Raw genomic sequence first — 22,663 nt, 5'->3', positions numbered from 1 at the left:
CCCGAGATTTCCAGATACCAAGCAGGATCAGGCACAATGGCGATGGACAAGACCTTCGATGCGGCTGCGGCCGAGGCGCGGCTTTCCGCAGCATGGGAAGCAGCAGGATGTTTCCGCGCAGGCGCGAACGCAAAGCCCGGCGCGGATACGTTCTGCATCATGCTGCCCCCCCCCAATGTGACCGGATCGCTCCATGTCGGCCATGCGTTCAACCACACGCTGATGGATGTGCTGATCCGCTGGAAGCGGATGCAGGGCGTCGACACCCTTTGGCAGCCGGGGCTTGATCATGCCGGCATCGCCACGCAGTTGCAGGTCGAAAAGCTGCTGGCCAGCACCGGCCAGCCGGGCCGGCGCGAGCTGGGACGCGAGAAATTCCTTGAAAAGGTGTGGGACTGGAAGGCGCAATACGGCGGCACCATCGTGATGCAGGACAAGCGGCTTGGCACCTCGATGGACTGGGACCGTCTGGCCTTCACCATGACCGGCGCGCCGGGCGATCCGTCCGGCGGCACCGATGGCCCGAATTTCCATGACGCGGTGATCAAGGTCTTCGTGGACATGTACAACAAGGGCCTGATCTATCGCGGCAAGCGACTGGTCAACTGGGACCCGCACTTTGAGACCGCCATTTCCGATCTGGAAGTCGAGAACCTCGAAACCGACGGCCACATGTGGCACTTCAAATACCCGCTGGCGGGCGGCGAAACCTATACCTACGTGGAAAGGGACGAGGACGGGAATGTCCTGTTCGAGGAAGAGCGTGATTATATCTCGATCGCCACCACACGCCCCGAAACCATGCTGGGCGACGGCGCCGTCGCGGTTCACCCGGAAGATGAACGTTACGCGCCAATCGTCGGAAAACTCTGCGAAATCCCTGTCGGCCCCAAGGAACACCGCCGCCTGATCCCGATCATCACCGATGAATACCCCGACCGCAATTTCGGCTCGGGCGCGGTCAAGATCACCGGCGCGCATGACTTCAACGATTACCAGGTCGCCAAGCGCGGCGGCATCCCGATGTACCGCCTGATGGACACGCGCGGCCAGATGCGCGCCGATGGTGCGCCTTATGATGAGGCAGCAACCCGCGCCCAGGCCATCGCAGGCGGTGCCGCGTTCACCGAGGCCGAGGTGGATACCCTCAACCTCGTCCCAGATCACCTGCGCGGGCTGGACCGGTTCGAGGCGCGCGCCCGCGTGGTCGCCGAGATCACCGCCGAAGGTCTGGCTGTGATGACCGAAGCCACCGACCCGCGCCTGGGCAAGGCGGCGGTGAAAGCGCCGGTGGAACCGTCGGAGGGCGGCGAGATGCGCACCGAAGATGCGCAGCTTGTGCCCCTGGTCGAGGCCAAGAAGATCATGCAGCCCTTCGGCGACCGCTCCGGCGTGGTGATCGAACCGATGCTGACAGATCAGTGGTTCGTCGACGCCGCCAAGGTTGTCGGCCCCGCGCTGGATGCCGTGCGCACCGGCCGCACGAAGATCATCCCGGAATCGGGCGAGAAGGTCTATTACCACTGGCTTGAAAACATCGAACCATGGTGCATCTCGCGCCAGCTCTGGTGGGGTCACCAGATCCCGGTGTGGTTCGACGAAGAGGGCCGTGAATACTGCGCCGCCTCGGAATCCGAGGCGCAGGCCATGGCGCCGGGCAGGACGCTGACCCGCGACCCCGACGTTCTGGATACATGGTTCTCCTCCGGTCTCTGGCCCATCGGCACCCTCGGCTGGCCGGAACAAACGCCTGAAATGGCGCGCTATTTCCCGACCGATGTGCTCATCACCGGGCAGGATATCCTGTTCTTCTGGGTCGCGCGCATGATGATGATGCAGCTGGCCGTGGTGGATGAGGTTCCCTTCCACACCGTCTACCTGCATCAGCTTGTCCGCGACGAGAAGGGACAGAAGATGTCCAAGACGCGGGGCAACGTCATTGATCCGCTGCAGATCGTCGACGAATTCGGTGCTGACGCGCTGCGCTTCACCATGGTGCAGATGGCCGCCCTTGGGGGGGTGCTGAAGCTGTCGACCGAGCGGATCAAGGGCTACCGCAACTTCGGCACCAAGCTCTGGAACGCCTGCCGCTTTGCGGAAATGAACGGCGTCTGGGAAGGCCACGCCACGCAGGCCACGCCCCCGCAAGCCACCGCCACCGTCAACCGCTGGATCATCGGCGAGACAGCGCGGGTGCGCGCCGAGGTGGACGCCGCCCTCGACGCCTACCGTTTCAACGACGCGGCCAACGCGCTCTATGCCTTTGTCTGGGGCAAGGTCTGCGACTGGTACGTGGAATTCTCCAAGCCGCTGCTGATGGATGGCGATGATGCGATCCGCGCCGAAACCCAGCGTGTGATGGCCTGGGTACTGGATCAATGCCTGGTCCTGCTGCACCCGATCATGCCCTTCATCACCGAGGAACTCTGGGGCCAGACCGGCAGCCGCGCCGGCATGCTGGTCCATGCCGACTGGCCGACCTACAGCGCGGACGACCTGTCCGATGCGGAAGCGGATCGCGAAATGACCTGGGTGATCGGGCTGATCGATTCCGTCCGCTCCGCCCGCGCCCAGATGCGCGTGCCCGCCGGCCTGCAGGTCCCCATGGTGCTGCGCGAACTCGACCAGGCCGGCCGCGAGGCCTGGGCCCGCAACGAGGCGCTGATCGCCAAACTCGCGCGTATCGACAGCCTGACCGAAGTGCCCGCCTTCCCGAAAGGCACGGTGACGATCCCGGTGGAGGGCGGCATCTTCGGCCTGCCGCTGGCCGATATCATCGATGTCTCGGCGGAAATGGCGCGGCTGGAAAAGACGCTGGAGAAGCTTGCCAAGGAAATCGGCGGGCTGAAGGGGCGTCTGAACAACCCCAACTTCGCCATCTCGGCCCCGGAAGAGGTGGTGACCGAAACCCGCGACAACCTTGCCCTGCGCCAGGAAGAAGAGACGACGCTGAAAGCAGCACTGGCCCAACTGGCCGAACTCGACTGATCAGACGGTGAAGGGGGGCTGTCTGCCCCCCTCGTTCAGCTGCGCTGAACGCCCCCCCGAGGATATTTCCGGCAAGAAGAATCCAGGCGCGCGCCCGGCTTCTTCTTGCCTCAAATATCCAGGGCGCAACCGCAGCCCCGCAAAGCCTCAGCCGAATTTGGGGGCGCGGCCCTGCAGGTTTGCCGCGATGACTTCCATCTGATGCGGTTTGCCGATCAGGTCCACCTGCTCGCGGCTTTCGTACCAGAGCACCGTTTTTGCATCCTGTTGTTCGGAAAGACCGATCAGACGCTTGGCCGCGCGCATGGCGCTGGGGCTTTTGCCCGCGATCGTCGCGGCCATCGCGCGGGCGGCGGCCAGCGGATCATCCGCCAGCTCCGTCACCAGCCCCCAGTCAAGACCCTGTTTTGCATCAATGGGTTCCGCTGTATAGGTCATGCGGCGGATCACGTCTGACCGGGTCAGTTGCGGCAGCAGGACCATCCCGCCCATGTCGGGGACCAGCCCCCATTTCATCTCCATGATCGCAAGTTTCGTGTCAGGTGCCGCGATGCGCACATCCGCACCCAGCGCCAGCTGGAAACCCGCGCCGAAGGCGACCCCGTGCAGCGCCGCGATGACCGGCACCGGCACCGCCCGCCAGACCAGCGCCACCTGCTGCATCAGGTTCGCGTCCCCATGGCTGCGCGGCATGATCCGCGCCTCGGGGTCCTGGGCCGCGAAAGCCGCGAAACTGGCCACGTCCAGCCCCGCGCAAAAGGCCCGCCCTTCGCCCGACAGCACCACCGCACGAATATCGGCATTGTCGATCAGGCTGGTGCCCGCCGCGACCACGGCCTCGGCCATTGCCGGGTCGACCGCGTTCATCTTGTCGGCCCGTGTCAGGGTGACATGGGCGATATGGTCCTTGATCTCTATGCTGACGCGGTCCATGGGCGCTCCTCCTTTGCGTGGCGTTCAGTCTTGCCGCAAACCGCGCGCCGATCCAGCGCGACGTTGGGGAATTTTGCCGCCCCTTCCGGGGCGAGAGGCCGCTATCAGCCCCTTGCCGAAAGCCGCGCCCCCGGTTTATCTGGCACCATGACCGGACCCAGATTGACACCGCTTGCCGCCAGCCTTCCCGCCACCGTGCCCTTTGTCGGGCCCGAGGCGCAGGAACGCAGCCTGAACCGCCCCTTCGCTGCGCGACTGGGCGCGAATGAAAGCGTCTTTGGCCCTTCGCCCCGCGCGATTGCCGCGATGCAGGCGGCCGCCGCCGATATCTGGATGTATGGCGACCCCGAGGCGCATGACCTGCGCCACGCCCTTGCCGCCCATCACGTCTGCGCGCCTGCCAACATCATGATCGGCGAAGGGATCGACGGGCTGCTGGGGTATCTCGTGCGCCTCATGGTGGGGCCTGGCGATGCGGTCGTCACCTCGGACGGGGCATATCCGACCTTCAACTACCATGTCGCGGGCTTTGGCGGCGTGCTGCACAAGGTGCCCTACAGCGGCGACCACGAAGACCCTGCCGCCCTGATGGCCAAAGCCGCCGAGGTGGACGCCAAGCTGGTTTATCTGGCCAATCCGGACAACCCGATGGGCAGCCACCACACGGGTGCGGCCATCGCCGCAGCGCTCGATGCGCTGCCCGATGGCACGCTGCTGGTGCTGGACGAGGCCTATATCGATCTTGCGCCCGCAGGCACCGCCGCGCCCGTTTCGCATGACGATCCGCGCGTCGTGCGGATGCGGACCTTTTCCAAGGGCTACGGCATGGCCGGCGCGCGCGTGGGCTATGCGCTGGGGGCCGCCCCGCTGATCGATGCCTTCAACAAGGTGCGCAACCATTTCGGCATGAACCGCGCGGCCTTGGCGGGCGCGCTGGCGGCGCTTGAGGATCAGGACTGGATGGCCCATGTGCGCGCCGAGGTGTCAACAGCCCGCGACCGCATCGCGCAGATCGCCCGCGACAATGGCCTGGTCCCGCTGCCCTCGGCCACGAATTTCGTGACCGTGGATTGCGGCGGCGACGGCGCGCTGGCGCGCCGCGTGCTGGAGGGGCTGGTCAAGCGCGGCATTTTCGTACGCATGCCCTTCGTCGCCCCCCAGAACCGCTGCATCCGCATCAGCTGCGGCACGCCCGCCGATCTGGACCTGCTGGCCGCAGCCTTGCCCGACGCCCTGCAAGAGGCCCGCGGCTGACGCAAATGTGACAGCCGGTCAGGCAGGATGGGTCCATAAAGACGCCAGGACGCATTCCACACAGGACCACCCCCATGAGACTTCTGCCCGTCACCCTTGTTGCGGCCATGTGCGGCACGGCGCTTTTTGCCCAGAGCACCGATCATTCCACCATGAACCACGCCGCCATGGGCCATGGCGCGGCCAGTACCGATGACAGCCCGGCAACGCAGGCTTTCAAGGCTGCCAATGACGCGATGCATTCCGGCATGGCGATCCCCTTCACGGGCGATGCCGATGTGGACTTCATCCAGGGCATGATCCCGCACCATCAGGGCGCGGTCGATATGGCCCGCATCGTGCTGGAACACGGGGCCGACCCCGAGGTGCGCAGGCTGGCCGAGGCCGTCATCGCCGCCCAGGAAGAGGAAATCGCCTGGATGCGCGCCTGGCTGAAGGCCCGCGGGATCGAATGATCGCGCGGGTGGCGCCGCGGCGCTACCACTGCGCCATCACGCCCGCCGCCGCATCAAGCGCGCCCGGCCCATGCGGGATATCCAGTGCCATGAACCCGGCCTGAATCGCGCCCAGTGCGCCTATGACCATATGGGCGTTCACATGCCCCATATGGCCGATACGGAAGAACCCGTGCCACGCAGGATCGCCCGGTTCCGCCATGCCAAGCCCGATGCCCAGCGTCACGCCAGCCTGATGTTCCGTCCATTTGCGCAGATCCGTGCCAAAGGGCGCACCGATACGCAACGCGGTGACCGCCCGGCTGCGATGCGCGGCATCGGCGATGTTCAACTCCAGCGGCCCACCCTGCCCCCAGGCCTCGCAGGCGGCCCAGATCGCGCGGGCCAGCACGTCATGCCGCGCCCAGATCGCCTCGATCCCCTCGGAATGGATCATGTCCAGCGCGGCGCGCAGCCCGTAAAGATGATGGGTCGGCGCCGTGCCGCCCGAATACTGAAAGAAGAACTCGGGGTTCGCGCGCGGCACCCAGTCCCAATAGCGGCTGACCCGCTCCATCCGGGCGCGCGCTTCGGCGGCGCGCGGCCCGAAGAACACGAAACCAAGGCCCGGCGGCACCATCAGCCCCTTCTGGCTGGCCGCCACCATCACATCGACGTCCCAGGCGTCCATCTCGAACCGGTCACAGCCCAATGACGCGATGCAATCGGCCATCAGCAGGGCTGGATGCCCCGCCGCGTCCAGCGCCGCGCGCAGCCCCGCGATATCGTTCAGCACCGAGCTTGACGTATCCACATGGCTGGCCAGCACCGCCTTGATCCGGTGATCGGTGTCCGCGCGCAGCGCGTCCTCGATCCGGTTCAGGTCAAAGGGCGACCGCTTGCCGAAGTCGATCACCTGCACATCGCAGCCCAGCCCGGCCGCCATATCGCCCCAGCCATGGCCGAACCGCCCTGTCGCGGGGACAAGCACCCGGTCACCTGCGGCCACCACATTGGCCAAAGCCGCCTCCCATGCCGCATGGCCATTGCCGATGTAGAAGGTCGCCGCATGTTCCGTGCGCGCCACCCGGCGCAGGTCGGGGATCAGGCTGTCGGTCAGCGCGACCAGATCGCCTTCATAGATATTGGGCGCGGAACGGTGCATCGCGCGCAGCACCTCTTCGGGCATGACCGAGGGGCCGGGAATGGCCAGATAGGGGCGACCGTGGGCAAGGCTCATGTGGCATCTCCGAGAACGTGACCGCGCGACACTATCCCCTTGCCGGGCGGCGTCAATCTCTGGCGGGCTGCCCCGGCGGCAAACTTGCCAGCGCGCCCCCAAGCCATTACATCATCGCCCAGAGAAAAGGCCAAAGGATCACGATGAACCCGCTTTCCCGACTGCTGCGAAGGGACCGCCCTGCGCGGCTGCCGACCGAAGGCGACCTGTCCGATCCCGGTCAGAGGCGTCGCGCCTTCTGGGCCTATCAGTTCATGGACCACGCCATCCTGCGCCATCTCTGGAGCAATTTCGACCAGATCGCGCCGGGTGTCTACCGCTCGAACCAGCCCGGCCACTGGCGGCTGAAACGCTACCGCGCCATGGGGATCAAGACTGTCCTCTACCTGCGTGCCTCATCCGAGAAATGGGCCTTCCACTTCGAACGCGAAAGCCTCGATGCCCTCGGCATGACCATGATCAGTGCGCCGCTGCATTCGCGCAGCGCCCCCACGCGCGAGGCCGTGCAGAACCTGATCGCGGCCTTCCGCAGCATCGACAAACCCTTCCTGATGCATTGCAAATCGGGCGCGGATCGCGCGGGCCTGGCCAGCGCCATTTACCTGATGGTGATGATGGGCCAGGATGTGCAGGCCGCGCGCCGGATGCTGTCGCCGCGCTACATTCACCTGCGATTCACCAAGACGGGCGTACTGGACATGATGCTGGACTGGTATGAGGCGCGCCATGCCAAGGACCCGATCGCGTTCGAGGACTGGATCGCCCATGAATACGACGCGGCCGCCCTTCAGGTGGCATTCGACGCAAGCCGCCGCTAACCGCTGTTGCAGCCCGCCACCGCGCCCCATATCCTGATCACGCCTGAACCCGGATCCGCATAGCCATGACACGACGCATCTACCGCCTGAGCGGTGCCGACGCCCGCCATTTCCTGCAGGGGCTGATCACCAATGACATCGCCGGGATTGATCGCGGCGCGCTGGTCTATGCCGCGATGCTGACACCGCAGGGCAAGTATATCGCGGATTTCTTCCTCAGGGCCGATGGGGACGACATCCTGCTGGACGTGGATGCCGATCTTGGGCCCGCGCTGGCGCAGCGGCTGACCATGTACAAGCTGCGCGCCGATGTGCGGATCGCGGAAACCGGGCTCTGCCTGCAGCGCGGCACATGCCCCGCCCCCGCGGGCGCCCTGCCCGATCCGCGCCACCCCGACTTGGGCTGGCGGCTTTACGGCGACACAACGGGCGATGACGGCACCGACTGGGACGCCATCCGCGTGCGCCATTGCATCCCCGAAACAGGGATCGAACTGACGCCCGAAACCTACATCCTCGAGGCCGGTTTCGAACGTCTGCATGGCGTCGATTTCCGCAAGGGCTGCTATGTGGGGCAGGAAGTGACCGCGCGGATGAAGCACAAGACCGAGTTGCGCAAGGGTCTGGTGCGGGTCGCGGTCAAAGGCGCGGCCCCCGTCGGCACCGAGATCACCGCGGGCGAAAAACCGGCAGGCATCCTTTATACCCAGTCAGGCGGACAGGGCATCGCCTATCTGCGACTGGACCGCGCCACAGGGCCGATGCAGGCAGGCACGGCCGACGTGACGCTTTTGCAGGACTGACCCCCGGAAAAGCCCGGAAAGCATTGCATCTGCTGCATGACGCTGCGTCACGGCAGCATCGGCACCGCAAAAAAGAAAACCGCCCCAGCCGGGGCGGTTTTGCACATCGGATCGTCAGCGACGCCTCAGGCGCGTTCGACATATTCCATCAGTTCGGTGTTCACGATCACATCTTCATCCTGGCCGACGAAGGGCGGCACAAGGATGCGCACGCCATTGTCCAGGATCGCCGGCTTGAAGCTGTTGGCCGCGGTCTGACCCTTCACGACGGGCTCTGTCTCGGCCACGCGGCAGGTCACCTTCTGCGGCAAGGTCGCGTTCAGCGCTTCCTGGTCATAATATTCGATATGGACCATCATGCCGTCCTGCAGGAAGGGACGACGCTCGCCCAGGATATCGACCGGCAGTTCGATCTGCTCGTAAGTCTCTGAATCCATGAAGACAAGCATGCCGTCCTGCTCATACAGGAACTGCTGATCCTTCTGGTCCAGGCGCACGCGCTCGACCTTGTCGGCACTGCGGAAGCGCTCGTTCAGCTTGGATCCGTTGCGCAGGTTGCGCATTTCGACCTGGGCAAAGGCACCGCCCTTGCCGGGCTTCACATGATCGACTTTCACCGCGGCCCACAGACCGCCATTATGCTCCAGCACATTGCCGGGGCGAATTTCGTTTCCGTTGATTTTGGGCATGGGTAAACCTGACCAGAAGGTTGATGAATATCAGGGCGCACCTATATCTGGGGTTCACCTGCGTGGCAAGCAGACGAAATACAGGCAGATTGAGCACAAGCCATGCAATCCGTGCATGACAGCCATGTTTTAACAGCCTATCCGAATCGGATCCGATCCGTCATAAGGAGCGCCACGCCAGAAACGCAAGAGCAATAACAAAGGACGAATCATGAAGGATTTCGTTGACGGCACCGCCTTCAATAATGAGCAGGGCAACCGTGCACGCAAACTGTTTGCGGCCGTTGTGCTGGCAGCTTTGGATGACGCGATCGCCGATGACAAGAAATACGGCAATGGCCCCGAGCAAATCGCCCGCTGGGCGCGTTCGCGCGATGGCCGTGAAGTACTGTCCTGCGCAGGGATCGACCCCAACGAGCGTGTTGTGGCCGGCCTGATGGAGTTTGTGGCCAAAGGTGTGCGCACCTCGGTCGCCCTGTCGCGCGAAGAAAGCGAGCGTCGCAACGCCGCACATCAGGCCGAAGCAGCCTGATCCCCGGCCCCGCCTGACGGCGGGGCACAGTCGCGAAAAATGCGCCCTTTCACGGGCGCATTTTTCGTTTCAGATCATGCGATGAAAAAGGTTTGTGAACCGCCCAGGCAGGCCGTCATTCAAGCTCGTGGCTTGTCAGGGCCCGGTGGATTTCCCGGCGCACCAGTTTGCGCACATTGCGGGTGATCCGTTCGCCAAGCGCGCCCTGCAATTCCTGGCGGACGATTTCGGCCACCAGTTCGCGCAGGCTTTCCTCGTCCAGAATGGTATCTTCGTCGCGGAAAATGCTGGCTGCGGGTTCGCCGTCGTCGGCAGCGTCATAAGCCGCCGACTGTCCGGTCGCATCCTCATAACCCGCAGCATCCCGCGACGATGCAAAGACGAAATCCGCCGATGCAGCCGGATCTTCGACATCAGCAATCATCGCCTCGCCACCCTCGGGCGCCGGGGATGACATCGTCCAGGCGTCATGGGTTTCAGCCGCTTCGGACACCATGTCCTCAGGCGCTGCATCCGCATCGCCCGCCTCCTCGGCCATGTCGATCATGGCTTCGGGGATATCGGCCACCAGCGCATCCGACAGACGCAGAGGCGCGGTATCGCGCGCATCATCCAGATGGTCTTCCCACGCCATGGCGGCATCGTCACCGTCCTGCGCCATCTCCACCTCGGCGGGGTGGTGGGCATCATCCTCTGCAAGCTGATCGGAAAGGTCGCCCTGCACGGCGTCTTGCGTCGGCGCGTCTTCGGAATGATCCTGATCGACCGCGGACGGCTCTGCCTCGGTTGCGGCATCCTGCTGTGCTTCGCCCTGTGCGTCGTCACCAGCGTCGTCACCAGCGGGGGCAGAGACACGCAGCGCCGGCGTCAGCACCAGCTTGCCTGCAGAGGCCTCAGGCACCTCAGACTCGGCGCGCAGCCCAAGCGGACGCACGCGGGCATCTTCGGACACCAGCCGCCTGATGGAGGACAAGACGTCCTCGATTGCCACATTGGTCACAGGATCGCTCATGTCGAATTACCACTCTCGCCTCGTGGCAAGTGTAGCCTCTGCCAGCAGTTCGCACAACAGATAGAAAGTATTTTACTCTCTTCCCAAAGACTTCAGGACCTGGTCAAGCTGGCGTCCCTGGCTGCTGATCTTGCTGGGCGCGCGCTGCACCTGGTTGTAATAGGCGCTGGGATCATAGACCTGCACGTTCAGACGCAGCTTCTGCGCCGTCAATTGCCCCATCGCGGCCAGAAGGCCGTAGCCCGCCACATACTGGTTCGACACCGCCGTGATCCGGTTGGCCTGCGCATCCAGCAATTCCTGTTCGGCATTCAGCACATCCAGCGTGGTGCGCGCCCCAAGAGATGCCTCTTCGCGCACCCCCTCAAAGGCGGTGCGGGCCGCGCGGATCTGCCGGTCGCTGGCCTCGATCGCGGCACGGGCCACATCGACACGGGCAAAGGCCGTGCTGACGTTCTGCGCCACGCGCCGCGTCGACTCGTAAAGCGCGGAACGGGCCGCGGTGCCGCGGTTGATCGCCTGCCGCTCCAGCGCGGAATTGCGCCCGCCCTGGTAGATCGGGCCGGACACGCCGATCCCGATGCTGCCGCTGCGGCTGTAATCGGTGTTGTTCAGATCTTCGGTCACCCCGTAACGCGACTGAAGGCGCACGGTCGGGATCGCCGCCGATTTGGCCACCAGTACACGCAAGTCCGACACGGTCACCTCGTGCTGCGCACGCAGGATGTCGGGATGGCTGCGCATCGCAAGGTCCTGCGCCGCCGAAACCGATGCGGGCCGCGCCGGCAGGGCCGGCGGAGCGGCCAGCGCATTCGCATCACGCCCCACGGCAAAGCGGTAGAAGGCGCGCGCCTCGGCCAGATCGCCTTCGGCCTGCGCCAGCAACGCATTCGCGCCAGCCAGGCGCGCCTCGGCCAGGGCCACATCGGTCCGGGTCACTTCGCCCACGTCGAAACGGTCCTGCGCCGCGCGCAGTTCCTGGGTGATCACGCGCACGTTGTTGCGCCGCAGGGCCACGATCTCGGTATTGGACCGGACATCCATGAAGGCCTGCACGGCCTGCAACAGGATGCTCTGCTCGACACTCAGAAGCGACTGGCGCGTCGCCAGCACGGATTCCTTGGCGATATCCACGCCCATGCGCGTCCGGCCGCCATCATAGAGAACGATCTCGAACGACAGGCCCAGGGACGCGGTGGTTTCTTCGGTTTCGCGCACAAGGTTGCCGACCGCCAGGGCTCGTTGCTCGCCCTTGTTGTAGGTCACGTCGCCGACCCAGCTGACGACCGGACGCAGCGCCGACAGCGCCACGGCCACATCTTCATCCGCCGCCCGCAGAAGCGCGCGGTTCTGTTCAAGCAGACCGCTATTCGTGTAGGACCCTGCCAGGGCATCCGCGAGGGTTTCGGACACGGCCGCCACGGGCGCCCCGAGGAACAGCATCCCGGCGACCACCCCCGCCACGAACCTGTGCAAGTGTCTTGCCTTGCCGCTGCTGGTCTTGTGCGCCGTGGTTTTGGTCATCCGTGCCATCGCTTCATCCCGTCAACTGATGTCTGGGGCGCTGCCGCCGCGCCCCCATTGTCCATTCAAAGGCTGAACGCTGCCTGTTTCTCGAAGCCCGCCAGCACAGGTGCGCCGGCATTGAAGGCAAACCGCCAACTGATGCCGCCGTCCAGCTTGTAGCCGATGCGCACGACGCCCAGCGCCCCCTCCATGAAAAGGCAGGCGATGCGCCCGCCGTCCTTCAACTGATCAAGGATCGAGGCCGGCAGTTCAGCGACCGCCCCTTCGATCACGATCACATCATAGGGACCATGCTGTGCTGCACCCTCGGCCAGCGGCCCCTGATGCAGGATCACGTTGTCGGCACCTTCCCGCGACAGGATATCCTGCGCCTCGGAGGCCAGTGCCTCGATGCTTTCCACGGCCACGACCGCTTCGGCCAGGCGCGCGATCACCGCAGAGGAATAACCAAGCCCGCAGCCCAGATCGAGCACCATCTCGTCGCGCTGCACATCAAGCGCATCCAGCATCTTGGCCAGCGTGCGTGGCTCCAGCATCACGCGTCCCGCGCCAATATCCAGATTTTCGCCCACATAAGCCGCCTCGCGGCGGTTGTCGGGCACGAATTCCTCGCGCGGGATCGAAAGCATCGCCTCGATGATGGGGAATTTCGTCACATCCGAAGGACGGACCTGCGTATCCACCATGGTGGTGCGGCGCGCGGCGTAATCTGTCATCAGCTAAACTCTTCCGTTCAGTCTCTGCTTTCGTCTTTTGTCACATCGTCGGGGGCTGGGCAACGAGAATGCGCCGCCTCGTGCGATCTGCCGCAGCTCTCGTCTGAGGTCTTGCAGCGGCCCGGAATATCCGCTAGTTGCATCGCCATCTCGGCGGCGGGTTGGCGGAGAGGTTACGCAGCGGATTGCAAATCCGTGTAGACCGGTTCGATTCCGGTACCCGCCTCCAAATTCCTATTTAGAGCATTGATTTTATTCAGCTTTTAAGCGATCAATTTTTACTACCCACCATAGAGCCCGCCATAAATTTTGCGCTTGATTGCTACGCATCGCTAAGGCTGAACTGCCGAACTTCTTGGATGCATAAGTGTCGTATCCGATCGAAAAAAACCGTTTGTAGGGTCGAAGACTAATCGACCCCACAATAGCCCCGGAAAGAATTCTTGCTGTATTTACTGTTTTGTGATCAAGGCTTCCGCCAGTTCCATCGCATCATCGGCCCAATAGGTCACCGGGCGTGGATGTATTACGCCGGCTCTTTGGACAGCGCGGCAGCCTAGCACTTGTGACCGCCACGCCTGCGGAATGGCATCGCGCCCGTAGGCCGCCCCCAAAAGCGCGCCAGTTATGGCCCCGTTTGTGTCTGTGTCACCTCCAGACATGACCGTTTCGACCAGCGCCTCATCAAAGTCCTGTGCACACCACAGGCGATGAAAAGCGTTGCCGAAGGCGATCAGAACCCAGCCTTGGTTGCGCGTGAAGTTGGGCGGAAGTCCCTCTCGCGCCTCCAACAGTGCCTGACGAATTTCCGCGCCGCCCGCGTCTTCGCCCGCATATGCATAAGCCTCGGCCCACATCGCGTGGCTATTGGCCCCGGCCACTCCTGCCGCGATAGCCGCCGCGAAGGCGGCAGAGGCTGCTTGGCAGACAGGATGGGGGTGGGTCATCACCGCGTCCTGCCTAGCCCATGCCGCCGCTTTGGCCGGATAGCCCGCTGCTGCGATGCCGATGGGTGCGACCCGCATCAAGGCCCCGTTGGCCTGACTGACAGATTTCGGTTTGCCTCTGCCCGCTAGCGCGTGGATGCCTTCAGCCGTGGTGGAGCCAACATCGAAGGGGCCAGAGGCCATCCAGTCGATATACCCTTTCGCAACACGGTCACGGTCGAACCCTCCGCCGGCGACCAAGGCTCGAGCCAAGACCAGCGCTAATTCACCGTCATCGGTCGGCTGCCCTGCCAGCAAGTTCCACGTACCGCCGGGCAGCAAGTCGCGCAAGCCGCCCGGATGCCGAGCCCAGATCGTGGCGGGGTCAAGGAACTCCACTTGCGACCCCAGCGCATCGCCCACTAGCAGGCCTATTAGCGCGCCCTGTGCCCAACGCAGCTGGTCGATGGCGGTGGTGCGCTGCTTGGGCTGAACAGCATGCCGAGCCATGCGGGAACTGCCTGTGGGGCCATCGGTGCGTCCCTGAGCGTTAGTGAATACTTCGCCCATTTCGGCGACGTATGCCTTCTGACCGTCCACGATGAACCAGCTGCTCTTCTGGATTTCGGCTTTTAGTTCGAACGGCCTTGTCTGGCGCAGACCCGCGTCGAGTTCTTCTTGAACCTTTGCGAATAGCGGTTTGAACTCAATGAAGTCAGCACAGCGCTGTCGATTTGCAATGTCTTCAGCTTCGCGGCGTTCTGACGCCGATCGCACATGGCGGAGTTCAGACAGACCAGTTCCATCCTCGTCGACCCCCAATTCAGCAAGCAGATCATCATCGCTCAGATCGTCAACTTCGCTTGGATATACCCGACACGGGAAAGAAGCGCCCCACAAGCTCATCCTGCGGAAGCGCGGCGAATACCGCCCGGTGATCTCGAACCTCAACCTGACGCTGCCCAGCGGCCGCTCGCTGGCGCTGCTGGGCCGCAACGGGGCGGGCAAATCCACCCTGCTCAGCATCGTGGCAGGCACCCTGCGCCCCGATACCGGCCGGGTGATCAGCGACGGTACGATCTCTTTCACCGTGGGCTTTTCCGGCAGCTTCCACGGCGACATGACCGGTGCGCAGAACACCCGCTTCGTGGCCCGCATCTATGGTGTCGATACCGACGAGTTGACCGATTTCGTGCAGGACTTCGCCGAAATCGGCGAGCATTTCCACATGCCGGTGCGCACCTATTCGGCGGGCATGCGATCACGGCTGGCCTTCGGCATCTCGATGGGCATCCGCTTCGACACCTACCTGATCGACGAGGCGACAGCGACCGGCGACGCCCGCTTTCGCCAGAAAAGCAGCGAGGTGTTCCGCGCCCGCATGGCCCAATCCAGCGCCATCATGGTCAGCCACAGCATGGCCGACATCCGCAGCTTCTGCGATGCGGGCCTGGTCCTGCACGATCGGGGGATCGAGGTCTTCGACGATGTCGAGGATGCAATCAAACGCCATCAGGACCTGATGAAATAAGCAGCCCCTCAGACACGCCCCAGCAGCACCGCCATCCACAATGACACACGCCCCGACACCCCGGACCGGAACAGGCCCAGCCGTCGCAGCAAGGCCATGCGCCGGATCAGCCCCGCGCGCTGCATCGACGCAAAGTCGCGCAGCACCGCCCGGTTGTCCGGCGTCAACCGATGCGCCGACGCCTCGAGCGCCCGCAGGTTGATCGCGTTCCAGCGCCGGAACCGCCCCTTCAGCAACCAGCCCAGCCGCCGCAGCGCGGCCTCCAAACCGGCATTGGCCCCGATCTGGTTGGCCCCGTGCTGCCTATAAAGGACCAGCGGCGCGCGATCGAAAATCACATGCCCCCCGGCACCCGACACGATCTGATAGGCCCACCAGTCATGCATCACGATCCGCCCCGCCTCGGGGGCGGCATCGCGCAACAGGCGCGCGGCGGCGGCATTCAGCATCATCGTGTTGCCGCCTGCGAAATTCTGCACCAGCGCATGACGGAACGAAGGCGCATCCGGGGCCATGCGCGACAACCGCCGCCGCCCCAGTTGCGCATCGCAGACATAGCTGCGCCCACCGACCAGCGCCGGACGCCCGTCCGGCACATCGCGCAGCGCGCGAAGCCCCCGCGCCAGCTTGTCGGGCAGCCAGACATCGTCCTGATCGGCAAAGGCGACCGGACCGCAATCGGCGGGCAGCGCCTGCAACAGATGCAGGAAATTGGCCGCCGCCCCGCGCTGCGGCCCCGCGATGATCCGAAGGCCCAGCCCCGGATGATCGGCCGCGAATCGCGCAAGGATCGCAACCGTCGCGTCGCGCGATCCGTCATCGCTCACGATCACCTGCGCGGGCGGATGCGTCTGCGCCACGAAACTGTCCAGCTGCGCCCCCAGATTGGCCGCCCCGTCGCGCGTCGCCATCAGGATCGTGACCCGCTCCACGGGGTCAGCGCCCGCCCCGGCAGGGTCGGTCAAGGGCAAAGGGGAATGGGCGATCGGACCTGACAGGGACATGGGGGCAAACAACAAAACGGGTTACGCAAACAAAATCGTCACCTGCCGAAAAACAGGCCCCAATGGGCGGGCAGCAATCCGGCACAAGTCATCTTACTCTGGCGCATTTCGCGCGCGGCTGATAGACCCAAACCGTTGTTAACCAGTGGCGGTGTATGCGCCACCTTATACCGTGGCGCAGATCAATGTTTTTCATAAACCGTATTCTCAATTTCATGCTCTATCCGGGTGCACGGACCATCGTCACCGCCCAGTCCGAGTATCAGCGCTTCAGAACACTCGGCAAATCACCGAAAATCCATTTCGAGGAAGCCTATGACGGCCAGCCCATCATGCTGCTGGCGCTCTACCAGAAGGGCCGCCTGCGCCCCGACCTGATCCGCCTGATCAAGACCGCCAGGGCACAGGGCATCTATGTGCTGGGTGTCAACACCCTCAAGCTCAAACAGCCCGAGGAACTGCGCGGCCTCGTCGACTGCTATATCGAACGCCCCAATTTCGGCCGCGACTTCGGCAGCTACAAGACCGGCTTCCTGCACCTCTTCACCCGCCGATGGGAGGGGACATGCCCTCGCCTCCTGATGCTGAACGACAGCGTGTTCTATTCGGAAAAGAGACTCCCCAAATTTCTCGAAGACATGATGACATCCGATATCGAGGTTCTCGGCAGCACCGAGAATTTCGATATAGAGCATCACATGGGGTCCTTCTGCATCGCGATCGGATCAGTTGTTCTGCGGCACAAACTGTTCAAGAAATACTGGAAAAACTACCGGCTGACGGATGTTCGCCCCACCGTGATCAAACATGGTGAATTGAAACTGTCCAAAGTCCTGAAACGATGCGTGACAGGGCTTGATCAGTTTGTCGCACTTTACAGCGCGTCTCGGTATATTGAAGCGATCAAGACAGATCGAGAGTTGATGGATTTCGCAATCGCAAATGTCAGGACATCGAAAATATTCGCATGGAAACGCGCATCACTGAAAAATGTAGCGGTGGAATTTCGAGACAGGTATGCGATCCGCAAGGAGGACCCCGGCGCATTTACCAAAGGCGTTGAAGTGTCGTCACACGAATACTTCGAAGAGGTCTACCTTGAGAATTTCGATGCCCTGTACACCTACATCAAGGATGTCTTGAAAGCGGAAGACATCAACATTTACGACCTGCACAATCTGGTGGTCGCGGAACTGGGCGAAGGTTTCCTCTCCGGCAGCCAAGTGCATCAGAACGCTTGCATCCTGCTAGAAACAGGATTGCCCTTCGTGAAAAACGACGGCCTTTACCGCGGGATCTTCTCGCTTGAGGATATAAACAGGATATCGACTTTTATCGAACCTGACGAGGCCAGCGAACTACTGGCACTTTTGGTATCCCGACCCTATGGCGGACGCTATTTGACTGGCTGGAAACGCGCCGCGTTCGAGGCAGGTTTAATTTGATGAAGGCGACAAACACTCTCAAAATAAAACACTCTTTGCTGACTGTTTTTGTTCACATACCTAAAACCGCCGGATCAACTGTAAATCATCATCTGCAAAAATCCCATCTGTCTGGGCAAGATCACATCGAACAATGGCTTGGCAACCCCCAAGTCGCCAAAGACAAAATCAGATACTTGGATTGGGTTTCTGGGCATATTTCATTTCCGTCAATGAGATCCTTTCTTGCAAACTGCTCACCGCGGCACATGCTTTATTTTTCGATTTTCCGAGACCCGATCAAGCAAATTACATCACATTACAACTGGTTAATCGAAATATTCCACAAGGGTGAAGGTTTCTATAATTCACACCCAGAGAACATCAAGAAGATATCAGAGACGATTAGAAATTCAGCAAATAATGAACCATTAGCCATAATTGAAAACCTCAAGTCTTTTCCCGGACTATTTCTCAACCAACAATCGCGTGTATTGCTTGGAGAAGACGCATCACAACTGTCCGAAGAAGACATCCTGAACCGCTTGCAAGCCTATGAATTCGTTGCGACAGAGAGAACGTTAGATGTGCTGATCGAAAGACTTACCGCCAACGCCAGTTCTGTTCCCTCGCACGAGAACAAGAGCGGCTATCATTTCGACCCTGCGGTTTTTCAGACTCCTCAAATGCGGGAGTTTCTCAGCGAACATCACAAAACCGATATGTTTATCTATGACATCCTTATGCGCCTAGGGGGCTGTTACCCTCCTGCCAAGCCTACTTAAATCTGAACGACAGGCTTGATGAAAGCTTTGCACCCCCCCTTAAATGAAATCGCAACACCCGCTGTCACATACTGGAACTGACGCACCGCCTGCTGTAGTCTTGCCCAACGCGCCCCTCCGGGCGCCTTCCTGCCACGCGCCATCCAGAAAGGCCCCGGTTCTTGACGGTCCAGAGCATCAAGCAGCTGCCGCTCCGGCTACAGGTCGCGCATAAAAGCGATGTGCGGACCCAGTTTGCCGCGCTCTGCTACCGGGTGGTCAAGGACAAGACCCAGATCCTTCTGGTGACCAGCCGCGGCTCGGGGCGCTGGATCCTGCCCAAGGGCTGGCCGATGGACGGCGTCACCCCCGCCCGCGCCGCCATGACCGAAGCCTGGGAAGAAGCGGGCGTCGAGGGTCAGGCCGTTGATATCTGCCTTGGCATGTTCTCCTACGCCAAGGTGCTGGGCCCGGACACGCTGCTGCCCTGCGTCGCCATGGTCTACCCCGTGCGCGTGCGCGACCTGGCCGAGGACTATCCCGAATCCGGGGCGCGGCGGCGCAAGTGGTTCAGCCAGAAGAAGGCCGCCAAGGCCGTGCAGGAACCCGAACTGGCGCAGATCATCCGCCATTTCGATCCCCGACGGCTGCGGCGCTGACTTGATTTCGCGGGCCAAGCCTATATGTCTGGATACAGTCAGGGCGCAGGCGCATTCCGGTGGACCGCGGCACCATGGCACCCCGCAAGCGCCCGGGGCAGATGGCGCGATGACCGCAGAGCAGGCCAGATGATCCAGTTCTCGCTGAAATGCAGCAATGACCATCGCTTCGACAGCTGGTTCCAGTCGTCCGAGGCCTATGACAAGCTGGCCCGCGCCGGCATGATCAGCTGCACCATCTGCGGCGCCACCTCGGTGGACAAGGCCGTCATGGCGCCGCGTGTGCGCCCCGCCCGCGATGCAGCCCCCGCAGCCCAGCCCGATCAGCCGCGCCCCACCCCGCTTGCCGCGCAGCCCACCCCCGCCGAACAGGCGCTGGCCGCACTGCGCCAGCATATCGAGACGCATTCTGACTATGTCGGCCGCGATTTCGCCCGCGAGGCCCGCGCCATCCATGACGGCGAGGCGCCCGACCGCGCCATTTTCGGCGAGGCCCGCCCCGAAGAGGCGCGCCGCCTGATCGAAGACGGGGTGCCCATCGCGCCCCTGCCCTTCATGCCCCGCCGCAAGACCAATTGACCCCAGCAGAACAGGACAGCCCATGCATATCGTGATCACCGGCGCCAGCCGCGGCATCGGACAGGCGCTGCGCGCCCATTACCTCGACCAGGGCCACCAGGTCACCGGCACCTCGCGCGCGGGCGGCGACGGGCTGCTCCCCCTCGACGTGACCGACTCTGCCGGCCACGCGCGGCTGGCCGCAACGCTGGACAAGGCGCCCGTGGACCTGCTGATCTGCAACGCGGGCATCTATGCCGACAAGGGACACAGGCTTGACGACGGTTATCCCGCCCCGCTCTGGGCCGATACTTTCGCCACCAATGTCACCGGCGTGTTCCTGGCGGTGCAGGCGCTGCTGCCGCATCTGGCCCGCGCCAGCACCCCGAAGATCGCCATCATCTCGTCCCAGATGGGCAGCGACACCCGCGCGCCCGGCGGCAGCTATATCTACCGCGCCTCAAAGGCCGCCGCCCTCAACCTCGGGCGCAACCTCGCCGCCGACCTGCAACCGCGCGGCATGGCGGTTGGCATCTACCATCCCGGCTGGGTGCAGACGGACATGGGCGGCAGCGCCGCCGAGATCACCGTGGATCAGTCCGCCACCGGCCTTGCCGCGCGCTTCGACGCGCTGTCGCTGGACACCACCGGCTGCTTTGAGACATGGGACGGGCGCGCGCATCCCTTCTGACAGGGGCGCGCGGCCTTTTTCTTCTTGCCTCAAATATCCATCCACATGGACCGCAGGCTAGTCGACCAGATCGCCGCGCACCTCGTCCAGCACCACGCGCCACCAGTCGAATGTATCATCCAGGTTTCGGCGGGTGACACCGCCGAACAGGTTCACGTCCATGTCGACCGCAAGGTCGCCGTCCCGATCGATGTAGGCCGTGCCGAAACGGTTCTCGTCGTTCCAGGTGCTGACGACCTCGGCGCTGGGACGGGTGCCGATATACCATGTCGTGAATTGCAGCGACATGCAGTTCCGGCCGCCATCGTCGCAACCATAGAAGAAGACATCATAGGGCTGCCCGTCGATGCGGCCGCTGATCTTGGGGTCACCCACCCCATCCACATCCAGCATGGCAGAGCCATAGCCGCGGGCGATTTCCAAGATCGCGCCGGGATCGGACCCGTCCAGGATGTCATCGGCCGATTGCGCCGCAACCGGCGCGGCACAGATCAAGGCCATGGCGGTGGCCGCAGCAAGCTGGCGGGCCGCGCGGATACGTGCGGGTGGGCGCAACCCGGCGCGCAGGGCTGATGTGGTCATTCCGGTCTCCTGTTCTTCTTCGTGTCACTGCGGTCAGGGGCCTGCCCCCGCACCAGCTTAACGATGCCGCCCCCGATGCCGCAACCCGCAAGGCCATGCCCGTCGACTATCGTTCGAGGCGATGCCGCAACCACAGCCCCGGAACCGGCGGACATTCCGGGACATCTGATCACCAGCCCCGGCGTGATTGATATTGCGTGCAGGGCCGTGACGGATTACACGCGGGCGCAGCTTGCGACCAAGGACAGACCATGCCCGTTCTCGTGATGAAATTCGGCGGCACTTCCGTCGCCAACCTCGACCGGATCAAGCGCGCCGCCAAGCGGGTCGGCGTCGAGGTCGCAAAAGGCTATGACGTGATCGTCATCGTCTCTGCCATGTCCGGCAAGACCAACGAACTGGTCGGATGGGTGCAGGAAATCTCGCCCTTCTACGACGCGCGCGAATATGACGCCGTCGTGTCCTCGGGCGAGAATGTGACCGCCGGTCTGATGGCCCTGACGTTGCAGGAAATGGACGTCCCCGCGCGCAGCTGGCAGGGCTGGCAGGTGCCGCTGATCACCACCTCGGCCCATTCCGCCGCACGGATCGAGGAAATCCCGACCGACAACATCAACGCCAAGTTCGCCGAAGGCATGAAGGTCGCGGTCGTCGCGGGCTTCCAAGGCATCTCGCCCGAGGGCCGGATCACCACGCTGGGCCGGGGCGGGTCGGACACCACCGCCGTCGCCTTTGCCGCCGCGTTCAATGCGGAACGCTGTGACATCTACACCGATGTGGATGGGGTCTATACCACCGATCCCCGCGTCAGCCCCAAGGCCCGCAAGCTGGACAAGATCGCCTTCGAGGAAATGCTGGAACTGGCCAGCCTTGGCGCGAAGGTGCTGCAAACCCGCTCGGTCGAGCTGGCCATGCGCTACAACGTCAAGCTGCGCGTGCTCAGCTCGTTCGAGGAACCCACCGACACTGCAGGCACATTGGTCTGCGACGAGGAGCTTATCATGGAATCCAAAGCCGTCTCCGGTATCGCCTTCTCGCGTGACGAGGCCAAGATGACCCTCGTCACGATCGAGGATCGCCCCGGCATCGCCGCGGCCATCTTCGGCCCGCTGGCCGATGCGGGCGTCAATGTCGACATGATCGTGCAGAACGTGTCCGAGACCAATTACCAGGGCCATGCCGGCGGCGTCACCGACATGACCTTCTCCTGCCCGGTCGATCAGATGAAACGCGCCGAAAAGGCCCTGAACGATGCGCGCGAGGCCGGGCTGATCAAGTTCGACCGGCTTGAGGCCGATACCAACGTGGCCAAGGTCTCGGTCGTGGGCATCGGGATGCGCAGCCATGCGGGCGTGGCCGCGCGGATGTTCAAGACGCTCTCGGATGAAGGCGTCAACATCAAGGTCATCGCCACCTCCGAGATCAAGATTTCCGTCCTCATCGACAGGAAATACATGGAACTTGCGGTGCAGGCGCTGCATGATGCCTTCGAACTGGAAAAATCGGCCTGAGACAAGGCGATCGGTGGCCCCCTGCGGGCCGCGGATCAGACCTGCGGGCCGGCACGGAACGGGGAAC

General features: G+C 63.2%; 22 protein-coding genes and 1 tRNA gene. 14 read left to right on the top strand and 9 right to left on the bottom strand.

Going from position 1 to position 22,663, the window contains the following annotated elements; genetic code table 11:
• Positions 1 to 36 precede the first annotated feature (36 nt).
• Entirely contained in the window at positions 37 to 2,988 is a 2,952-nt protein-coding gene (locus ACMUJL_RS17750; protein WP_416914373.1) for a valine--tRNA ligase, read from the top strand.
• A 147-nt stretch (positions 2,989 to 3,135) separates the two neighbouring features.
• Here the strand turns inward: ACMUJL_RS17750 and ACMUJL_RS17745 are convergent, their stop codons facing one another.
• Entirely contained in the window at positions 3,136 to 3,921 is a 786-nt protein-coding gene (locus ACMUJL_RS17745) for a crotonase/enoyl-CoA hydratase family protein (RefSeq protein WP_375572057.1), read from the bottom strand.
• A gap of 147 nt (positions 3,922 to 4,068) precedes the next feature.
• On the opposite strand from ACMUJL_RS17745, the gene ACMUJL_RS17740 reads away from it, so the two are divergent.
• Positions 4,069 to 5,175 carry a pyridoxal phosphate-dependent aminotransferase gene (locus tag ACMUJL_RS17740; RefSeq protein WP_375572059.1) on the top strand — a complete coding sequence of 369 codons (1,107 nt, stop codon included), beginning with the start codon at positions 4,069 to 4,071 and terminating at the stop codon, positions 5,173 to 5,175.
• A gap of 74 nt (positions 5,176 to 5,249) precedes the next feature.
• Positions 5,250 to 5,630 carry a DUF305 domain-containing protein gene (locus tag ACMUJL_RS17735; RefSeq protein WP_068289314.1) on the top strand — a complete coding sequence of 127 codons (381 nt, stop codon included), beginning with the start codon at positions 5,250 to 5,252 and terminating at the stop codon, positions 5,628 to 5,630.
• A gap of 22 nt (positions 5,631 to 5,652) precedes the next feature.
• Here ACMUJL_RS17735 and ACMUJL_RS17730 read toward each other — a convergent pair whose 3' ends face one another.
• Complete coding sequence (locus ACMUJL_RS17730) at positions 5,653 to 6,849, bottom strand: pyridoxal-phosphate-dependent aminotransferase family protein (protein WP_375572061.1); 1,197 nt, start codon at positions 6,847 to 6,849, stop codon at positions 5,653 to 5,655.
• A gap of 143 nt (positions 6,850 to 6,992) precedes the next feature.
• On the opposite strand from ACMUJL_RS17730, the gene ACMUJL_RS17725 reads away from it, so the two are divergent.
• Positions 6,993 to 7,667 (top strand): fused DSP-PTPase phosphatase/NAD kinase-like protein, encoded by a 675-nt coding sequence (locus ACMUJL_RS17725; RefSeq protein ID WP_375572063.1) that lies wholly within the window; start codon positions 6,993 to 6,995, stop codon positions 7,665 to 7,667.
• 65 nt (positions 7,668 to 7,732) lie between these two features.
• The gene (locus tag ACMUJL_RS17720; RefSeq protein ID WP_375572065.1) at positions 7,733 to 8,470 is read left to right on the top strand and encodes a YgfZ/GcvT domain-containing protein; all 738 of its coding nucleotides are present in this window, start codon (positions 7,733 to 7,735) and stop codon (positions 8,468 to 8,470) included.
• Positions 8,471 to 8,595: 125 nt separating this feature from the next.
• Here ACMUJL_RS17720 and efp read toward each other — a convergent pair whose 3' ends face one another.
• The gene (efp, locus tag ACMUJL_RS17715; protein ID WP_068289306.1) at positions 8,596 to 9,159 is read right to left on the bottom strand and encodes an elongation factor P; all 564 of its coding nucleotides are present in this window, start codon (positions 9,157 to 9,159) and stop codon (positions 8,596 to 8,598) included.
• A gap of 211 nt (positions 9,160 to 9,370) precedes the next feature.
• Here efp and ACMUJL_RS17710 point away from each other — a divergent pair, with 211 nt between their 5' ends.
• Positions 9,371 to 9,691: a DUF6280 family protein gene (locus tag ACMUJL_RS17710; RefSeq protein ID WP_068289303.1), complete on the top strand. Its 321-nt coding sequence runs from the start codon at positions 9,371 to 9,373 to the stop codon at positions 9,689 to 9,691.
• 115 nt (positions 9,692 to 9,806) lie between these two features.
• Here the strand turns inward: ACMUJL_RS17710 and ACMUJL_RS17705 are convergent, their stop codons facing one another.
• The 3 genes from ACMUJL_RS17705 to ACMUJL_RS17695 form a co-directional block, all read right to left on the bottom strand.
• Positions 9,807 to 10,703: a hypothetical protein gene (locus tag ACMUJL_RS17705; RefSeq protein WP_375572068.1), complete on the bottom strand. Its 897-nt coding sequence runs from the start codon at positions 10,701 to 10,703 to the stop codon at positions 9,807 to 9,809.
• Between the two features lie 72 nt (positions 10,704 to 10,775).
• Positions 10,776 to 12,236, bottom strand: coding sequence for a TolC family outer membrane protein (locus ACMUJL_RS17700; protein ID WP_416914372.1), 1,461 nt, complete (start codon positions 12,234 to 12,236; stop codon positions 10,776 to 10,778).
• Between the two features lie 56 nt (positions 12,237 to 12,292).
• Complete coding sequence (locus ACMUJL_RS17695) at positions 12,293 to 12,946, bottom strand: protein-L-isoaspartate O-methyltransferase family protein (RefSeq protein WP_068289298.1); 654 nt, start codon at positions 12,944 to 12,946, stop codon at positions 12,293 to 12,295.
• 155 nt (positions 12,947 to 13,101) lie between these two features.
• On the opposite strand from ACMUJL_RS17695, the gene ACMUJL_RS17690 reads away from it, so the two are divergent.
• Positions 13,102 to 13,175: transfer RNA gene (locus ACMUJL_RS17690), tRNA-Cys, on the top strand.
• A gap of 223 nt (positions 13,176 to 13,398) precedes the next feature.
• On the opposite strand, the gene ACMUJL_RS17685 is transcribed toward ACMUJL_RS17690, so the two are convergent.
• Positions 13,399 to 14,823 (bottom strand): ADP-ribosylglycohydrolase family protein, encoded by a 1,425-nt coding sequence (locus ACMUJL_RS17685; RefSeq protein ID WP_375572072.1) that lies wholly within the window; start codon positions 14,821 to 14,823, stop codon positions 13,399 to 13,401.
• Here ACMUJL_RS17685 and ACMUJL_RS17680 point away from each other — a divergent pair.
• Positions 14,807 to 15,403, top strand: a complete 597-nt coding sequence (locus tag ACMUJL_RS17680; protein ID WP_375572074.1) for an ABC transporter ATP-binding protein — start codon at positions 14,807 to 14,809, stop codon at positions 15,401 to 15,403. The two genes, ACMUJL_RS17685 and ACMUJL_RS17680, sit on opposite strands and share 17 nt — an antisense overlap.
• An 8-nt stretch (positions 15,404 to 15,411) precedes the next feature.
• Here ACMUJL_RS17680 and ACMUJL_RS17675 read toward each other — a convergent pair whose 3' ends face one another.
• Entirely contained in the window at positions 15,412 to 16,407 is a 996-nt protein-coding gene (locus tag ACMUJL_RS17675) for a glycosyltransferase family 2 protein (RefSeq protein ID WP_375572076.1), read from the bottom strand.
• 185 nt (positions 16,408 to 16,592) lie between these two features.
• On the opposite strand from ACMUJL_RS17675, the gene ACMUJL_RS17670 reads away from it, so the two are divergent.
• From ACMUJL_RS17670 to ACMUJL_RS17650, 5 genes are all read left to right on the top strand, one after another.
• Positions 16,593 to 17,852 (top strand): rhamnan synthesis F family protein, encoded by a 1,260-nt coding sequence (locus ACMUJL_RS17670; protein WP_416914371.1) that lies wholly within the window; start codon positions 16,593 to 16,595, stop codon positions 17,850 to 17,852.
• On the top strand, positions 17,852 to 18,616 hold the full coding sequence (locus ACMUJL_RS17665; protein ID WP_375572080.1) for a hypothetical protein: 765 nt from the start codon (positions 17,852 to 17,854) through the stop codon (positions 18,614 to 18,616). Before ACMUJL_RS17670 ends, ACMUJL_RS17665 begins: the two co-directional genes overlap by 1 nt.
• Before the next feature lie 161 nt (positions 18,617 to 18,777).
• Complete coding sequence (locus ACMUJL_RS17660; RefSeq protein ID WP_375572082.1) at positions 18,778 to 19,254, top strand: NUDIX hydrolase; 477 nt, start codon at positions 18,778 to 18,780, stop codon at positions 19,252 to 19,254.
• Between the two features lie 129 nt (positions 19,255 to 19,383).
• Positions 19,384 to 19,833: a DUF1178 family protein gene (locus ACMUJL_RS17655; protein WP_375572084.1), complete on the top strand. Its 450-nt coding sequence runs from the start codon at positions 19,384 to 19,386 to the stop codon at positions 19,831 to 19,833.
• Between the two features lie 22 nt (positions 19,834 to 19,855).
• Complete coding sequence (locus ACMUJL_RS17650) at positions 19,856 to 20,503, top strand: SDR family NAD(P)-dependent oxidoreductase (RefSeq protein WP_375572086.1); 648 nt, start codon at positions 19,856 to 19,858, stop codon at positions 20,501 to 20,503.
• Between the two features lie 57 nt (positions 20,504 to 20,560).
• Here the strand turns inward: ACMUJL_RS17650 and ACMUJL_RS17645 are convergent, their stop codons facing one another.
• Positions 20,561 to 21,085: a YbjN domain-containing protein gene (locus ACMUJL_RS17645; protein ID WP_082896386.1), complete on the bottom strand. Its 525-nt coding sequence runs from the start codon at positions 21,083 to 21,085 to the stop codon at positions 20,561 to 20,563.
• Positions 21,086 to 21,336: 251 nt separating this feature from the next.
• On the opposite strand from ACMUJL_RS17645, the gene ACMUJL_RS17640 reads away from it, so the two are divergent.
• On the top strand, positions 21,337 to 22,596 hold the full coding sequence (locus tag ACMUJL_RS17640) for an aspartate kinase (RefSeq protein WP_068293258.1): 1,260 nt from the start codon (positions 21,337 to 21,339) through the stop codon (positions 22,594 to 22,596).
• Positions 22,597 to 22,663: the final 67 nt, after the last annotated feature.

It is taken from the genome of Seohaeicola sp. (assembly GCF_048006315.1).
In the GTDB taxonomy this organism is placed as follows: Bacteria; Pseudomonadota; Alphaproteobacteria; order Rhodobacterales; family Rhodobacteraceae; genus Seohaeicola.
This window is presented reverse-complemented; position numbering and strand designations above follow the sequence as displayed.

Coding starts and splice junctions, on each gene's coding strand:
- ACMUJL_RS17730 (WP_375572061.1), bottom strand. CDS start 6,849: ATGAGCCTTGCCCACGGTCGCCCCTATCTGGCCATTCCCGGCCCCTCG.
- ACMUJL_RS17665 (WP_375572080.1), top strand. CDS start 17,852: ATGAAGGCGACAAACACTCTCAAAATAAAACACTCTTTGCTGACTGTT.
- ACMUJL_RS17740 (WP_375572059.1), top strand. CDS start 4,069: ATGACCGGACCCAGATTGACACCGCTTGCCGCCAGCCTTCCCGCCACC.
- ACMUJL_RS17705 (WP_375572068.1), bottom strand. CDS start 10,703: ATGAGCGATCCTGTGACCAATGTGGCAATCGAGGACGTCTTGTCCTCC.
- ACMUJL_RS17745 (WP_375572057.1), bottom strand. CDS start 3,921: ATGGACCGCGTCAGCATAGAGATCAAGGACCATATCGCCCATGTCACC.
- ACMUJL_RS17700 (WP_416914372.1), bottom strand. CDS start 12,236: ATGGCACGGATGACCAAAACCACGGCGCACAAGACCAGCAGCGGCAAG.
- ACMUJL_RS17670 (WP_416914371.1), top strand. CDS start 16,593: ATGTTTTTCATAAACCGTATTCTCAATTTCATGCTCTATCCGGGTGCA.
- efp (WP_068289306.1), bottom strand. CDS start 9,159: ATGCCCAAAATCAACGGAAACGAAATTCGCCCCGGCAATGTGCTGGAG.
- ACMUJL_RS17645 (WP_082896386.1), bottom strand. CDS start 21,085: ATGACCACATCAGCCCTGCGCGCCGGGTTGCGCCCACCCGCACGTATC.
- ACMUJL_RS17650 (WP_375572086.1), top strand. CDS start 19,856: ATGCATATCGTGATCACCGGCGCCAGCCGCGGCATCGGACAGGCGCTG.
- ACMUJL_RS17735 (WP_068289314.1), top strand. CDS start 5,250: ATGAGACTTCTGCCCGTCACCCTTGTTGCGGCCATGTGCGGCACGGCG.
- ACMUJL_RS17720 (WP_375572065.1), top strand. CDS start 7,733: ATGACACGACGCATCTACCGCCTGAGCGGTGCCGACGCCCGCCATTTC.
- ACMUJL_RS17640 (WP_068293258.1), top strand. CDS start 21,337: ATGCCCGTTCTCGTGATGAAATTCGGCGGCACTTCCGTCGCCAACCTC.
- ACMUJL_RS17725 (WP_375572063.1), top strand. CDS start 6,993: ATGAACCCGCTTTCCCGACTGCTGCGAAGGGACCGCCCTGCGCGGCTG.
- ACMUJL_RS17655 (WP_375572084.1), top strand. CDS start 19,384: ATGATCCAGTTCTCGCTGAAATGCAGCAATGACCATCGCTTCGACAGC.
- ACMUJL_RS17695 (WP_068289298.1), bottom strand. CDS start 12,946: ATGACAGATTACGCCGCGCGCCGCACCACCATGGTGGATACGCAGGTC.
- ACMUJL_RS17750 (WP_416914373.1), top strand. CDS start 37: ATGGCGATGGACAAGACCTTCGATGCGGCTGCGGCCGAGGCGCGGCTT.
- ACMUJL_RS17710 (WP_068289303.1), top strand. CDS start 9,371: ATGAAGGATTTCGTTGACGGCACCGCCTTCAATAATGAGCAGGGCAAC.
- ACMUJL_RS17675 (WP_375572076.1), bottom strand. CDS start 16,407: ATGTCCCTGTCAGGTCCGATCGCCCATTCCCCTTTGCCCTTGACCGAC.